Annotated in this window: 13 protein-coding genes and 1 pseudogene; 7 read left to right on the top strand and 7 right to left on the bottom strand. The window is 73.0% G+C overall.

All coding sequences use genetic code 11. The features are described from left to right. Window positions 1-35: 35 nt before the first annotated feature. The 3 genes from IPT68_RS34455 to IPT68_RS32220 all read right to left on the bottom strand — a co-directional run bounded on the left by IPT68_RS34455 (window position 36) and on the right by IPT68_RS32220 (window position 3,032). The gene (locus IPT68_RS34455) at window positions 36-329 is read right to left on the bottom strand and encodes an alpha/beta hydrolase (RefSeq protein ID WP_229818481.1); all 294 of its coding nucleotides are present in this window, start codon (window positions 327-329) and stop codon (window positions 36-38) included. A 109-nt stretch (window positions 330-438) separates the two neighbouring features. Beyond that, window positions 439-591, bottom strand: coding sequence for a hypothetical protein (locus IPT68_RS34450; protein ID WP_228040066.1), 153 nt, complete (start codon window positions 589-591; stop codon window positions 439-441). 551 nt (window positions 592-1,142) lie between these two features. Further along, window positions 1,143-3,032, bottom strand: a complete 1,890-nt coding sequence (locus tag IPT68_RS32220) for an ABC transporter ATP-binding protein (protein ID WP_189701014.1) — start codon at window positions 3,030-3,032, stop codon at window positions 1,143-1,145. Window positions 3,033-3,227: 195 nt separating this feature from the next. Here IPT68_RS32220 and IPT68_RS32215 point away from each other — a divergent pair, with 195 nt between their 5' ends. The 4 genes from IPT68_RS32215 to IPT68_RS32200 all read left to right on the top strand — a co-directional run bounded on the left by IPT68_RS32215 (window position 3,228) and on the right by IPT68_RS32200 (window position 8,937). Continuing rightward, the gene (locus tag IPT68_RS32215; RefSeq protein ID WP_189701015.1) at window positions 3,228-4,151 is read left to right on the top strand and encodes a lysylphosphatidylglycerol synthase transmembrane domain-containing protein; all 924 of its coding nucleotides are present in this window, start codon (window positions 3,228-3,230) and stop codon (window positions 4,149-4,151) included. A gap of 42 nt (window positions 4,152-4,193) precedes the next feature. Beyond that, the gene (locus IPT68_RS32210) at window positions 4,194-4,958 is read left to right on the top strand and encodes a crotonase/enoyl-CoA hydratase family protein (RefSeq protein WP_189701016.1); all 765 of its coding nucleotides are present in this window, start codon (window positions 4,194-4,196) and stop codon (window positions 4,956-4,958) included. Between the two features lie 429 nt (window positions 4,959-5,387). Continuing rightward, window positions 5,388-6,482: a mechanosensitive ion channel family protein gene (locus IPT68_RS32205; protein WP_189701017.1), complete on the top strand. Its 1,095-nt coding sequence runs from the start codon at window positions 5,388-5,390 to the stop codon at window positions 6,480-6,482. 235 nt (window positions 6,483-6,717) lie between these two features. Further along, complete coding sequence (locus IPT68_RS32200) at window positions 6,718-8,937, top strand: NADP-dependent isocitrate dehydrogenase (RefSeq protein WP_189701018.1); 2,220 nt, start codon at window positions 6,718-6,720, stop codon at window positions 8,935-8,937. A gap of 85 nt (window positions 8,938-9,022) precedes the next feature. Here IPT68_RS32200 and IPT68_RS32195 read toward each other — a convergent pair whose 3' ends face one another. Next, on the bottom strand, window positions 9,023-9,382 hold the full coding sequence (locus tag IPT68_RS32195; RefSeq protein ID WP_228040064.1) for a zinc-binding dehydrogenase: 360 nt from the start codon (window positions 9,380-9,382) through the stop codon (window positions 9,023-9,025). An 89-nt stretch (window positions 9,383-9,471) separates the two neighbouring features. On the opposite strand from IPT68_RS32195, the gene IPT68_RS32190 reads away from it, so the two are divergent. The 3 genes and pseudogenes from IPT68_RS32190 to IPT68_RS35125 all read left to right on the top strand — a co-directional run. Continuing rightward, on the top strand, window positions 9,472-9,984 hold the full coding sequence (locus IPT68_RS32190; RefSeq protein WP_189701020.1) for a MarR family winged helix-turn-helix transcriptional regulator: 513 nt from the start codon (window positions 9,472-9,474) through the stop codon (window positions 9,982-9,984). Then, window positions 9,981-10,781 (top strand): N-formylglutamate amidohydrolase, encoded by an 801-nt coding sequence (locus tag IPT68_RS32185; RefSeq protein WP_189701021.1) that lies wholly within the window; start codon window positions 9,981-9,983, stop codon window positions 10,779-10,781. The genes IPT68_RS32190 and IPT68_RS32185 overlap by 4 nt, the downstream gene beginning before the upstream one ends. A gap of 57 nt (window positions 10,782-10,838) precedes the next feature. Then, window positions 10,839-11,111 (top strand): annotated as a pseudogene (locus tag IPT68_RS35125) (cytochrome P450); the annotation flags it as partial. 174 nt (window positions 11,112-11,285) lie between these two features. Here the strand turns inward: IPT68_RS35125 and IPT68_RS32175 are convergent. Genes IPT68_RS32175 through IPT68_RS32165 form a run of 3 tightly spaced genes read right to left on the bottom strand, consistent with a single transcriptional unit; the run spans window position 11,286 to window position 13,854 of the window. Continuing rightward, window positions 11,286-11,783 (bottom strand): hypothetical protein, encoded by a 498-nt coding sequence (locus IPT68_RS32175; RefSeq protein ID WP_189701023.1) that lies wholly within the window; start codon window positions 11,781-11,783, stop codon window positions 11,286-11,288. Further along, a complete protein-coding gene (locus tag IPT68_RS32170) occupies window positions 11,780-12,355 on the bottom strand; it encodes an RNA polymerase sigma factor (RefSeq protein WP_189701024.1) in 576 nt (191 codons plus the stop codon). Before IPT68_RS32170 ends, IPT68_RS32175 begins: the two co-directional genes overlap by 4 nt. 59 nt (window positions 12,356-12,414) lie before the next feature. Continuing rightward, complete coding sequence (locus IPT68_RS32165; protein WP_189701025.1) at window positions 12,415-13,854, bottom strand: S8/S53 family peptidase; 1,440 nt, start codon at window positions 13,852-13,854, stop codon at window positions 12,415-12,417. Between the last annotated feature and the right edge of the window lie 36 nt (window positions 13,855-13,890).

Here is a 13,890-nt window from a genome sequence, read left to right as displayed (position 1 = left end):
TTGAGAAGGTGACGTAAGAATGGCAGTTCCTTGCGTCACCCGTCAAGGTGGTGACTGTGGCATGGGGCTGTGACGAAACGCCGTCCGGGCCCGCTCCCGACAATGCGTCGGCGCGTGCCGGGCCGTGTGCAGGGTTTCCACGGTCTGGGTGCGGCGGAGCGGGAGGCGTGGCCGGCGCGCAGGGCGTCGAAGAGGACGAAACCGTGGACGGTCCCGTGGTACCGCATCGACACCACCGGAACGCCGGCCGCGCGCAGTCGGGCCGCGTACGCCTCCCCCTCGCCCCGCGGCACATCGGCTTCCGCCGTCACGACGAGCGCCGGGGGCAGCCCTCCCAGGCTCTCCGGCCGCGCCCGCAGCGGCGACGCGGTGATCCGGATCCGGGGGAAGTAGCCGTCGGAGAGCCGCTCGTAGGCGGTGTGCGCAGGCCGGCGTCCGTCACCGGGCAGACCAGGACCTGGTGCACCAGTCGCGCGCCCGCCGCTTCGCCGGCGGGATGACCGCCGCCGCGAGGTTGGCTCCCGCGGAGGCGCCCGTGACGGCGCCCCGGCTGCCGTTCAGCCCGCGTTCCGCGCCGTGCTCGGTGATCACCTGGCCACGGTGCAGCACTGCTCCACGGCGACCGGGCAGCGCGCTGCGGGCGGCCCGTCGTACTCGGGAATGACCACCGCCGCGCCCGCTCCCAGGACCCGGTCCCAGACCGGCCCGGTGGGGCCGCTGGGAAGGCGGGGTCTCGACGAACCGCCGTGCCAGGGCCTCCAAGACGAGCGGCGGTGGCGAGGCCTCGCCGGCGACGTGCACGGGAGTGGGAAGGCGGACGCGACCGTGCGTACACCACGGCATGCCGCCGCGCGCACACCCACGCACCGTGCAGCACGTGGTGCCGGGGGTCCGCGCCTGCGGTGGCCGGGTGCCCACGAGCCACCGAGGGCAGAGGAGTTGGCGTGCGTCCTGTCGCGAGTACGACGCCGTGGCCCGACGCGAGCCGGGTGACGGCATGGCAGTGTGCGGCGCGCCGCCGGCCGGCGCCCGTGGCGGCAACGGCCGGACGGGCGGGGCGGCCTCACCACAGGCGCCGCGAAGCGGGTGAAGTGTGCAGCGACGGCGCGATCCGTAGCCCGGCCGGGCACGCGTGTGATTGCCTACACCGCCGTCTGCGCCATCTCCCCCGCCCGCTCCTCGAACTGCGTCCGGTACAGCTCCGCGTACCGCCCGCCAGCCGTCAACAACTGCTCGTGCGTGCCCCGTTCCACGACCCGGCCGTCCTCCAGGACGAGGATCAGGTCGGCGGCCCGCACCGTGGACAGCCGGTGGGCGATGACGAGGGCGGTGCGACCTTGCAGCGCCTCGGCGAGCGCCTCCTGCACGGCCGCCTCCGAGGTGTTGTCCAGGTGGGCGGTGGCCTCGTCCAGGATCACCACCCGCTGGCGGGCCAGGAGGAGCCGCGCGATGGTCATGCGCTGGCGTTCGCCGCCGGACAGGCGGTAGCCGCGTTCGCCGACCACGGTGTCGAGGCCGTCGGGCAGGGCGCGGACCAGGGCGTCCAGGCGGGCCCGGCGCAGGGCGTCCCACAGCTCCTCGTCGGTGGCGGTGGGCCGGGCGAGCAGCAGGTTGGCGCGGACCGTGTCGTGAAAGAGGTGGCCGTCCTGGGTGACCATGCCGACGGTGGCCCGCAGGGAGCGGGCGGTCAGGTCGCGGACGTCGGCGCCGCCGACGCGGACGGCGCCCCCGTCGACGTCGTACAGGCGCGGCAGCAGCTGGGCGATCGTCGACTTGCCCGCGCCGGAGGAGCCGACGAGGGCGACGGTCTGCCCGGGTTCGGCGCGGAAGGAGATGCCGTGCAGGACCCCGGCGCCGCCCCGGTCGTCGAGGGCGGCCACCTCCTCCAGCGAGGCGAGGGAGACCTTGTCGGCGGCGGGGTAGCCGAAGCGGACGTCGTCGAACTCGACCGCCACCGGCCCGTCGGGCACCTCGACGGCGTCCGGTTTCTCCTCGATGAGCGGCCTGAGGTCGAGCACCTCGAAGACGCGCTCGAAGCTGACGAGGGCGCTCATCACCTCCACGCGCGCCCCGGCGAGCGCCGTGAGCGGCGCGTACAGGCGGGTCAGCAGCAGCGCGAGGGCCACCACGGCTCCGGGCTCCAGGGTGCCGCGCAGGGCGAACCAGCCGCCGAGCCCGTAGACCAGGGCCAGGGCGAGGGCCGACACCAGGGTCAGGGCGGTGATGAACGCCGACTGCGCGGTCGCAGTGCGAATGCCGATGTCCGCGACCCGGCGGGCCCGGACGGCGAACTGGTCCGACTCCTCCTCGGGGCGGCCGAAGAGTTTGACCAGCGTCGCGCCGGGCGCCGAGAAGCGCTCCGTCATCCGGGTGCCCATCGCCGCGTTGAGCGTCGCCGCCTCCCGCTGCATCCGGGCCATCCGGGCGCCCATCCGCCGGGCCGGGACCACGAACACCGGCAGCAGCACCAGCGCGAGCAGGGTGACCTGCCAGGAGAGGGTGAGCATCACGGCGAGGGTGAGCACCAGCGTGACGACGTTGCTGACCACCCCGGACAGCGTGTTGCTGAACGCCCGCTGGGCGCCGATCACGTCGTTGTTGAGCCGGCTGACGAGGGCGCCGGTACGGGTGCGGGTGAAGAAGGCGACCGGCATGCGCTGCACGTGGTCGAACACGGCCGTGCGCAGATCGAGGATCAGTCCCTCCCCGAGCGCCGCCGAGAGCCTGCGGCCGAGGATGCCGAGCGCCGCCTCCACCACCGCGATGAGCGCGATCAGCAGTGCGAGCCGGACGACGGTCCGCTCGTCGCCGTGGCTCACGATCACGTCGACGACGCGTCCGGCGAGGACCGGCGTCGCGACGGCGAGCAGCGCGGTCGCGACCCCGAGCAGCACGAACAGCGCGATGCGGGCCCGGTGCGGGCGGGCGAACGCGGCGATGCGGCGCAGCGTGGCGCGGTCGAAGGGGCGGCGTTCCTCGGTGGCGTTCATGACGCTGTGCAGCTGCGTCCACGCCGTGGTCTCCATACTCATACCGTCGAACGTAGAACCTCGACCAACCTTGAGGTCAAGCGCCTCGTAGGGGCCTCCGGGCAGATCGTTGTCGGCTCGCTCCCCGTACGTAATGCGCCGTCCCCGCTTCCGCAACCCGCAGTTGAGGCGGTTCGGAGAACCTCTGGAAGTGTGACAGCGGCAGAACGACGACCCGCGGGACGGCGCCCCGGACGCATGCCCCTCCAGCTGGTGCTGGGCCTGCTCCCGGTCGCCTTCGTGGCGTATCCGGCGGTGCGGCACCACGACGTGCTCGCCGAGGGCTTCCACCATCTGGCGACGGCCAAGTGGCCGTGGCTGCTGGCCGCGGGCGGCGCCACCTGTCTGACCTGGGTCGCCATGGCGGTGACCCGGCAGGGCGCGGTCGTCGAGCGGCTGCCGGGCCTGCGGCTGCTCGCCACGCAGGTCGCGGCGACGGCGGCCAACCACATGCTGCCGACCGGACTGGGCTCCAGCGCGGTCAACCTGCGGTTCATGACGGTGTGCGGGCTGCCGCCGGCCCGCTCCTCGGCCGCGCTGGCGCTGTACGTGCTCGCCGAGAGCATCGCCCGGGTCGGCATGCTGGCCGTGCTGCTGATCGCCTTCCCCGGCGCGCTGCGGCTCGGCACCCTGCTGCCGGACGCCGCGGCCGGCCCGCTGCTGCTCGGGCTGGGCGCGGTCACGGTCCTGGCGGCGGCCGTGCTGCTGCTCTTCGGACGGCTGCGCAGGGCCGTCGTGTCCTTCCTGCGCACGGCACTGGGCGAGGCACGGTCGGTGCACACCCGTCCGTCGCGGGCGCTGGCCCTGTGGGGCGGTTCGCTGGCGTTCCCCGCGTTGCAGGCGGCCGGGCTGGTCGCGGTGGGGCTGGCGCTGGGGCTGGACATACCGCTGTGGCACATCGTGGTGGCGTATCTGGCCGCGACCGTCGCCGTCGCCGTGGTGCCCACGCCGGGCGGGCTCGGCTCCGTGGAGGCGGCGCTGATCGTGGCGCTGATCGCGGCGGGCAGCCCGGCCGCCGTGGCCACCGCGGTGGTCCTGGCGTACCGCGTCATCACCGTCTGGCTGCCGCTGCTTCCGGGGGCGCTGACGCTGGGCACTCTGGTCCGGCTGAAGGTGATCTGAGCCAGTAACGTGCTGCCCCCGACGAAACGAAGGGGGCCCGCCATGCCGGTCCGTGTCGAGCGCCAGCAGCACGTCACCACCGTCGTCCTCGCCCGCCCGGAGGCCCGCAACGCGGTGGACGGCCCGACGGCGGCCGAGCTCGCCGCCGCCTTCCGCGCGTTCGAGGCCGACGACGAGGCGCGGGTGGCGGTGCTGTGGGGTGAGGGCGGCACGTTCTGCGCCGGGGCGGACCTCAAGGCGATCGGCACCGGGCGCGGCAACCGGGTCGCCGAGGACGGCGACGGGCCGATGGGGCCGACCCGCATGCGGCTGACCAAGCCGGTCATCGCCGCCGTGGCGGGGCACGCCGTCGCGGGCGGCCTCGAGCTGGCCCTGTGGTGCGATCTGCGGGTCGCCGAGGAGGACGCCGTCTTCGGGGTCTTCTGCCGCCGCTGGGGCGTGCCGCTCATCGACGGCGGCACGGTAAGGCTCCCCCGGCTGATCGGGACCGGCCGCGCCCTGGACATGATTCTCACGGGCCGTCCGGTGCCCGCCCGAGAGGCCTACGACATCGGCCTCGCCAACCGCCTCGTCCCCACCGGCCGGGCGCGCGCCGAGGCGGAGGAACTCGCCGCCACGATCGCCCGTTTCCCCCAGGCCTGCCTGCGCGCCGACCGCGCCTCGGTGCTGGAGCAGGACGGTCTGGACGAGAGGGCGGCGCTGCGTGGTGAACTCCGCCACGGCACGGGCGTGCTGGCGGAGAGCCTGGAGGGTGCCGCCCGCTTCGCCGCGGGGGCCGGCCGGCACGGCTCGTTCACGGACGGGTGAGGCCGAGTCCGGCGAGGACCGCCTGGCCGCGCGCACGCCCTCGCGCGCCACGGCCGGCGCCCGGTCCACCGCGTGCACGACGTCGCCGACGGCGAACACGCCGGAGCCACGCGTCGGTCGCCCTGTTCGTCGTAGGCGTCCTCGCCACCGCGTGGTGGTACGTCGCCCGCCGTTCGTACCGGAAACCCCGGCCGCGGCCGCGTGCCAACCGACGCGCGAACAGGTCGGACTCACCGAGGAGTTCGTCCCAGCCGCGCGACCGGGCCCACGGGCCGGGTACGAACAGGCCTGCCAGATACGGCAGGATGAGCGAGCGCGCCGACCCGTCAGTGGTGGCCGGCGCGCTCGCACATTCCGTCTTCGAGCAGGTGACTACGTGACGCGACTTCACATCCGGTACGACGCGGACTGTTTCCCCGGAGGTGACCGATGACCCGCACGCTGACCCTGGACGACCTCATGCTCGCCGGCATCGCCCTGGCGGCGGGGCTGCTGTCGGCGTTCCTGCTGCGCATGCTGCTGCGCTGGCTGGGCAAGCACGCCCTGCGGACGCGCTGGGGCGGCGACGACGTCATCGTGGACGCCCTGCGCACCGTGGTGCCGTGGGGGGCGATCGTGGGCGGCGCGGCGGCCGCCGGAGCGGTGCTGCCGCTGACCCGGACCGTCCAGCACCACGTCAACCAGTCGCTGACGGTGCTGTTCATCCTCGTCGTGTCGGTGTCGGCGGCACGGGCGGTCGCCGCGCTGGTGCGGACGGTCGCCCAGTCCCGCTCCGGGGTCGCCGCCTCGGCGTCGATCTTCGTCAACATCACCCGGGTCGTGGTGCTGGCCATCGGCTTCCTGGTGATGCTGCAGACGCTGGGCATCTCCATAGCCCCGCTGCTGACCGCCCTCGGCGTCGGCGGTCTGGCCGTCGCCCTCGCCCTGCAGGACACCCTCGCCAACCTGTTCGCGGGCATCCACATCCTCGCCTCGCGGACCGTCCAGCCCGGCGACTACATCCGGCTGAGCAGCGGCGAGGAGGGCTATGTCACCGACATCAACTGGCGGCAGACCACCATCCGCAACCTCTCCAACAACCTGGTCATCATCCCCAACGGCCAGCTCGCGGGGACGAACATGACCAACTACAACCGGCCCGAGGAGCAGTTGACGATCCTCGTCCAGGCGGGCGTGGCCTACGACAGCGACCTGGACCACGTCGAGCGGGTGACCATGGAGGTCATCGCCGAGGTGATGAACGAGATCGACGGAGCCGTACCGGAGCACGAACCGGCCGTCCGCTTCCACACCTTCGGCGACTCGCGGATCGGCTTCACGATCATCCTGGGCGTGGGCGAGTTCAGCGACCAGTACCGGATCAAGCACGAGTTCATCAAGCGGCTGCACAAGCGGTACCGCGACGAGGGCATCCGCATCCCGGCGCCCACGCGGACGGTGTCGCTGCAGCAGGGCGCGGTGGTGATCCCGCAGCAGCGGGGCGCCGGGGAGACGGAGGACGCGGCGTCCCTGCACGTCGACTGAGGTGCGCAGCGGCCGAGCGCGCGAGGGTGGTCGGCCGCCCGCGACACGCCCGGTGACCTGCGCCTTGTGCGGTCGCGCCGACGGCCACCGGGCGCCGGGTGCGGGGGCGGCGGCCCGCCGGGGCGGCGAGCGGGGAGCCTGCGGTGCGAAATCCGCGCGGACCCCTGTCGAGTGGGCCGCCGGCACGAGATATCTTGATGTCGAGCAATGTTGCAGACGTGGAGCGGAGCACCCGGTGACTGACTCGACCATCATCTATACGCACACTGACGAGGCCCCGGCCCTGGCGACGTATTCCTTCCTGCCGGTGGTCCAGGCGTACGCCTCGCAGGCGGGTGTCGCCGTGGAGACGCGGGACATCTCGCTGGCCGGCCGCATCATCGCGGTGTTCCCGGAGTACCTCACCGAGGACCAGCGCATCCCGGACGCCCTGTCCGAGCTGGGCGCGCTCGCCAAGACGCCCGCGGCCAACATCATCAAGCTGCCGAACATCTCGGCGTCCATTCCGCAGCTGAAGGCCGCGGTCGCCGAGCTCCAGGGCCAGGGCTACGCGCTGCCGGACTACCCGGACGACCCGAAGACCGACGAGGAGCGCGAGATCCGCGCCCGCTACGACAAGGTCAAGGGCTCGGCGGTGAACCCGGTCCTGCGTGAGGGCAACTCCGACCGCCGCGCCCCCGCCTCGGTGAAGAACTACGCCAAGTCCCACCCGCACCGCATGGGCGCCTGGTCCCCCGAGTCCAAGACCGACGTGGCCACCATGGGCGTGGACGACTTCCGCTCCACCGAGAAGTCCGTGGTGATCTCCGAGGCCGGCACCCTGCGGATCGAGCTCAAGGGCGACGACGGCTCCACCACCGTCCTGCGCGAGTCCGTGCCCGTGCAGGCGGGCGAGGTCGTCGACGCCTCCGTGATGCGCGTCGCCGCGCTGCGCGAGTTCCTCACCGCGCAGGTCGCCAGGGCGAAGGCCGAGGGCGTGCTGTTCTCCGTGCACCTCAAGGCGACGATGATGAAGGTCTCCGACCCGATCATCTTCGGTCACGTGGTGCGCGCCTTCTTCCCGAAGACGTTCGCGCGGTACGGCGACAAGCTCGCCGCGGCCGGCCTCACCCCGAACGACGGTCTCGGCGGCATCTTCAAGGGCCTCGAGTCCCTGCCCGAGGGCGCCGAGATCAAGGCCTCCTTCGACGCCGAGCTCGCCGAGGGCCCGGAGCTGGCCATGGTCGACTCCGACAAGGGGATCACCAACCTGCACGTGCCGTCCGACGTGATCGTCGACGCGTCCATGCCGGCCATGATCCGCACCTCCGGCCACATGTGGGGCCCGGACGGCCAGGAGCACGACACCCTCGCGGTGCTGCCGGACTCCTCGTACTCCGGCGTCTACCAGGCCGTGATCGACGACTGCCGCGCCAACGGCGCCTACGACCCGGCGACCATGGGCTCCGTGCCCAACGTCGGTCTCATGGCGCAGAAGGCCGAGGAGTACGGCAGCCACGACAAGACCTTCGAGATCCCGACCACGGGCACCGTCCGCCTGGTCGACCGGAACGGCGACGCCGTCATCGAGCAGACCGTCTCCGCCGGTGACATCTTCCGCGCCTGCCAGACCAAGGACGCGCCGATCCGGGACTGGGTCAAGCTGGCCGTCACCCGCGCCCGCGCCACCGGTGACCCGGCGGTGTTCTGGCTGGACGCCACCCGCGCCCACGACGCCAACCTGATCGAGAAGGTCAACGCCTACCTGCCGGAGCACGACACCGAGGGCCTGGACATCCGCGTCCTGGCCCCCGTCGAGGCCACCAAGCTGTCGGTGGAGCGCATCCGCCGCGGCGAGAACACCATCTCGGTCACCGGCAACGTGCTGCGCGACTATCTCACCGACCTGTTCCCGATCCTGGAGCTGGGCACCAGCGCCAAGATGCTGTCGGTCGTCCCGCTGATGGCGGGCGGCGGCCTGTTCGAGACCGGCGCCGGCGGCTCCGCGCCGAAGCACGTCCAGCAGCTGGTCAAGGAGAACTACCTGCGCTGGGACTCGCTGGGCGAGTTCTTCGCACTGGTGCCGTCCCTGGAGCAGTACGCCACCGCCACCGGCAACACCCGCGCGAAGGTCCTCGCGGACACGCTCGACCGCGCAACGGCGACCTTCCTCAACGAGGACAAGTCCCCGACCCGTCGCGTCGGCGGCATCGACAACCGCGGCAGCCACTTCTACCTGTCCCTGTACTGGGCGCAGGAGCTGGCCCGGCAGACCGACGACGCCGAGCTGGCGAAGGCCTTCGCGACGCTCGCCGAGACGCTCACCGCGAACGAGCAGAAGATCGTGGACGAGCTGGTCGCCGTGCAGGGCAAGCCGGCCGAGATCGGCGGCTACTACCAGCCCGACCCGGCCAAGGCGGCGTCGGTCATGCGTCCGTCGGCCACCTGGAACGAGGCCCTCGCGTCCCTGAGCTGACGCCCCGGCCCGACCAGGGCCGCCCGTGTCCGTCTCCGCCCCGACCGGTGCACCGTCCGGCCGGGGCGGAGCCGTGTACGAGCCTTCAGACCGTCACCGCGGTCTTGCCGTGCAGCGTCCCCGCGTCGCTGCGCGCGTGCACCGACGGCAGGTCCGCGAGCGCGACCCGCTCGGCGACGTCGAGGGACAGCGTCCCGGCGTCGACCCGGCCGACGAGTTCGGCGAGCTGCTCCGCGTCGCCGCGGACGAAGACGGAGACCGCGCGCACGCCGACGGTGTCGGGGATCGGGGTCGTCGTGCTCAGCAGCACCCCGTCCGGCCGCACGAGGCCCGCGAGGGCCACTGTCTCCTCCGGCGAGGTGGGCACCAGGTTGAGGACGACGTCGAAGCGCTCGTCGGTGAGCGTGGTGACCGGGTGACGGTGTGGTCTTCGAAGTCGAAGCAATTCCCTGTTTGTCGTGACGCCGGTCACGCCATCGCCGGTCACGTCGTCGCCGGTCACTGCTTCGAACTCGACATACCTATGCTGCGGAGATGGCCGAGAGCGACGGGCTGGCACCCGCACAACTGGAGACCTACTTCGCGCTCATGGAGGCGGTCAGCCTGCTCCAGCACGCGGTCGAGCGGCAGCTGCGGGCGGAGGGCGACATCAGCTACGTGCAGTTCCAGCTCCTGGCCCGCCTCGCCCACGGCGAGGGCAGCCTGACCATGACCGAGCTGGCCGACGGGGTCGTCTACAGCCGCAGCGGTCTGACCCATCAGGCCGGGCTGCTGGAGAGGGCCGGCCTGATCACCCGCGGCCCCAGCCCCGACGACCAGCGCGCCACGCTGGTCACCGTCACGGACGCCGGGCGCGCCCTGGTCGACAGGGTGCTCCCGGGCCACGTCCAGGTCGCCCGCCGTCTGCTGTTCGAACCGCTGACCGACCAGGACGTGCGGACCCTGGGCGACCTCATGGCCCGCGTCCGCACCCATGTGCGCAGTCTGCCGCCCCGCTCCGCGACCCCCCGCAGGCGCCGCGACGACGACCACCGGAGCCGACGATGACCCGCCCCACGCCCTCCCCCTTCGAGCTGCTGCCCGGCGCCGGCGACTCGCCCGTGATCCTGCACGTGCCGCACTCCGCCCGGCGCATACCGGACGACGTGCGCGCGGGCCTCCTGCTGGACGACGAGGCGCTGGAGCGGGAGCTGGACCACATCACCGACGCCCACACCGAGCGGATCGCCGCCGAGGCGGCCGAGGCGGCCGGAGTGACGCCCTGGCGGTTCGTCAACCGGCTGTCACGGCTGGTCGTCGACCCCGAGCGGTTCCCGGACGAGCGCGAGGAGATGCTCGCCGCCGGCATGGGCGCGGTGTACACGCGGACCACGCATCGGGATGCGCTGCGCGCCGAGGGTTTCGATCCGGCGCCCCTGGTCGAGCGGTACTTCCGGCCCTACGCGCGGGCGATGACCGACGCCGTCGCCGAAAGGCTGGCCGCCGCCGGCCGCGTCGTGATCCTCGACGTGCACTCCTATCCGACCGCTCGACTGCCGTACGAGCTGCACGGGGACGGGCCGCGGCCGGCCGTCTGCCTCGGGACCGACTCCTTCCACACCCCGCCCACGCTGCTCGCGGCGGCCCGGGCGGCCTTCGCGCCGGTCGGGGAGGTGGGACTCGACAGTCCGTTCAGCGGGACGTACGTGCCCCTGAGGCACTACGGCGGCGAGCCGCGCGTGTCGGCGCTGATGGTGGAGATCCGCCGGGACACCTACATGACCGAGCCGGGCGGACCGGCCGGAACGGGGCTGTCCCGGCTCGCCACGGCACTGGCCCGGCTGGTGGACGACGTCACCCGGTGACCACCGGTTGGGGCATCCCCGCGTGACAGGCGGCCCCGCGACGGTGAGGGTGGGGGCATGGCCGAGGAGACCACCGGGCTGACGGAGCGGGCACGGCCGCCGGTACGGCCATGGCCGACGCCCGACCTGGAGGGGACCCGGTTCGACCCGGTCCTGACGGACCTCATGCGCGAGGGGCCCCTCACGCGCATCCAGCTGCCGTTCGGCGAGGGCTGGGCGTGGCTGGCCACCCGCTACGACGACCTGCGGGCGATCACCAACGATCCGCGCTTCGGCCGCGCCGAGGTGACGCGCCGCCCGCACCTGTCCTTCGGCAACGGTCCGCACCACTGCACGGGCGCCGTCCTCGCCCGGACGCTGACCGAACTGCTCGTCGACACCCTGCCGGCGCGGCTGCCGGGGCTGCGGCTCGCCGTCCCGGCGGAGCAGGTCGCCTGGCGCCGGAAGACCATGATCCGGGGCCCGGTCGACCTGCCCTGCACCTGGTGAGTCCCGCCTGCGGGGTCAGGCCCGCAGCCACTCCGTGACGACGACCTCCCCGCCGGTGCGCAGCCGCAGCGCGAAGGGACCGGAGGGCGCCACGACACTGGCGAAGCGGCCCATGGCGTCGGCCGTGAGCGTGTCCGGCGCGGCCGGCTGGGGGCCGCCCAGGACCTCGATGCGGGCCGGCTGGGGCGGCAGCACCTGCCCCATCAGGCCCTCGGCGGTCACCTCGACGTCGACGGTCAGCTCACCGCTGCGGAAGGTCAGCATCCGCGGCACGTCCGTCACACCCCGGACGGGGATGGCGTCGACCAGCGAGTCGAAGGTCAGCTCGGCGAGCCGGGCGTCCAGGTCGTGCAGCGCGAAGGCGTCGACGGCGATGCGGCGCAGCTCGGCCGGCACCGGGTCCAGGACGGCGGCGGCGCCACGGAGCTCCTCCTCCAGCGGGCCGACGTCGAACTCCGCGTCCTCCAGGGCGCCTTCACGGCCGTCGAAGTCGTCCTCGCGGTGGGCGTTCACGATGCTCCCCGTGCGTCGAGTCGGGCCCGCAGGCGGCGCAGGCAGCGCTGGCGCAGCGGCCCGATGCTGCCGACGGCGATGCCCAGGGCGGCGGACACCTCCTGGTAACTGGGCGGCGGCGAGGCCATCAGGACCCGCAGCAACTGCCGGCAGCGCTCCCCCAGTTCCTCGAACTCCTGCCACAGCCGGCGGATGCGCTCGCTCTCGGCGGCCGCCTCCTCCGAATCGATCACCGTCTGCTCGGGCGTACGGTCCTCGCTGACCCGGTCCAGCAGTTGGGGATCGTCGGTCGGTGTCGTCCGGCGCAGGCTCTTGAGCACCTTCAGGCTCTCGTGCCGCGCCGTGCTCGCCAGCCAGGCCCCCGCCTTCTGCGGTTCCCGGATCCGCCCCAGGTGCTGGGCGAAGCGGAACCAGACGGTCTGGTAGACCTCGTGCGCGTCGGCGTCGGAGAGCCGGTGGGCGCGCACGACCGACCACACCAGCGGGCTGAGCCCTTCCACCAGCGCCTTCCATGCCGCCGCGTCGCCGTCGACGGCGGATTGGACGAGCGCGCCGACATCTGCACGGTCCACGGTGCCACCCCTCGTGTACGGCACGTCATCGTACGCGGTGGCGGGGACCGTCAGCGCCGTCACGTCCCGGCTCCGGCGGGGTCGGCCGGCTCCGGACGCCAGGTCGGCGGGCGCAGGGCGGGCACGGACTCGCCGTGCACGTCCGCGAACCCGGTGTTGGCGGCGAGCAGTTGCTGTCCGGCGGCGCGCGGGTCGGTCTCCTTGTGGGCGACCATGTGGTCGGCGATCATCCCGGCGACCACGGGGGTGGCGAAGGAGGTGCCGCTCCAGCGCGCGAACCCCTCGAACACCACCTGGTCCGGCTCGCTCCCGGTCGACTGCTGCTGCTCGCTCAGCACGCCGGTGTGCCGGGGTGACTGGCAGGTGCAGGCGTACGCGAAGCCGTACCGGCAGGCGTCGTAGGTGGAGTGCTGGTAGACGTACGGGACGGGCTGCTCGAAGCCGGTGAGGGCGCCGACGAGGCGCTCGCCCGGGGCGTACGCGCGCACCCAGGTGCCGTGGTTGGAGAAGCAGGCGCCGAACGCGCCGTCGCTGCGCAGCGCTCCGACCGACAGCACGCAGTTGGCGTACTCGGGCAGGGAGGCGTAGGCGGCCGGCCAGAACGGGGTGGCGCTGCCGTTGTTGCCGGCGGCGGCGACGAGCAGGGTGCGCCGGTCGCGCAGTTCCTCCATGAAGGCGTCCAGGCCGAGCAGCCCGTCGGTGCGGCCGTTGGGGGTGCCGGCGGAGAGGCTGATGATGTCGGGCCAGCCGTGCCGGTCGACGGCCTCGAAGAGCTTCTCGCCGAACTCCGACTCCAGGACGGCACCGACGTCGTTGAGGGTGCCCAGCACCGTGACGTTCGTGTTGGGCGCCACGGACGCGACGATCCCGGCGATGAACGTGCCGTGGCCGACGTACTGCTTCAGCATGCCCTCGGCGTCCGTCTCCTCGAGTGCGAGGTCGCCGTCGACGTGAGCCAGTTGGTGCCAGGAGCGGTAGTCGTGCATGAGTCCGGTGTCGACGACCAGGACGCCGACCGCGGTCTCCGGGTCGTGGACCGCCTCGGCCGGCGACGGATTGGGGGCCGAGGCCGCCGGGGCGGGCACCGGCTCGTCACCGGGGCACGCGTTGACGGGGGCGATGTGCACCACGTGGTTCCGGCTGACCAGCCGGCGCCCCGCCCGGTCCTCCCGCTCCTGCACGGCCCGCAGCGCGTGCGCGACGGTGCGGTCGCCCTGCCGGCCGCCCTCGCCGGGGTCACCGACCCTGATGCGGGTGACGCCGGTGCGGTTGGTCCGCGGGCTCACCCGGCGCACGTGGTCCTGGTTGAGGTCGGGGGCCTCGGTGAAGTAGGCGCGCACGGTGTCCTCCACCGTCCGGGCGTCCTCGCCGTCACGGACGAGGACGACGCCCTTCTCGTACAGGAACTCCGCGGAGTCGTCCGGCCCCATCACCAACGGCACGTCGGGCATCGAACGCTGGATGTGGTCGAACTGCTCGCGGAATCGCTGTGGTGCCATGGCGGTCCCCCTCCTCGGGCTTGGTCGACAACTAGA

Origin of the sequence: Streptomyces chromofuscus (assembly GCF_015160875.1) — a bacterium.
GTDB classification, from domain to species: domain Bacteria; phylum Actinomycetota; class Actinomycetes; order Streptomycetales; family Streptomycetaceae; genus Streptomyces; species Streptomyces chromofuscus.
This window is presented reverse-complemented; position numbering and strand designations above follow the sequence as displayed.

What these genes read in the sequence shown, in the direction of transcription:
- IPT68_RS32220 (WP_189701014.1), bottom strand. Translation starts at nt 3,032, where the DNA reads ATGAGTATGGAGACCACGGCGTGGACGCAGCTGCACAGCGTCATGAAC.
- IPT68_RS32215 (WP_189701015.1), top strand. Translation starts at nt 3,228, where the DNA reads ATGCCCCTCCAGCTGGTGCTGGGCCTGCTCCCGGTCGCCTTCGTGGCG.
- IPT68_RS32210 (WP_189701016.1), top strand. Translation starts at nt 4,194, where the DNA reads ATGCCGGTCCGTGTCGAGCGCCAGCAGCACGTCACCACCGTCGTCCTC.
- IPT68_RS32205 (WP_189701017.1), top strand. Translation starts at nt 5,388, where the DNA reads ATGACCCGCACGCTGACCCTGGACGACCTCATGCTCGCCGGCATCGCC.
- IPT68_RS32190 (WP_189701020.1), top strand. Translation starts at nt 9,472, where the DNA reads ATGGCCGAGAGCGACGGGCTGGCACCCGCACAACTGGAGACCTACTTC.
- IPT68_RS32185 (WP_189701021.1), top strand. Translation starts at nt 9,981, where the DNA reads ATGACCCGCCCCACGCCCTCCCCCTTCGAGCTGCTGCCCGGCGCCGGC.
- IPT68_RS32165 (WP_189701025.1), bottom strand. Translation starts at nt 13,854, where the DNA reads ATGGCACCACAGCGATTCCGCGAGCAGTTCGACCACATCCAGCGTTCG.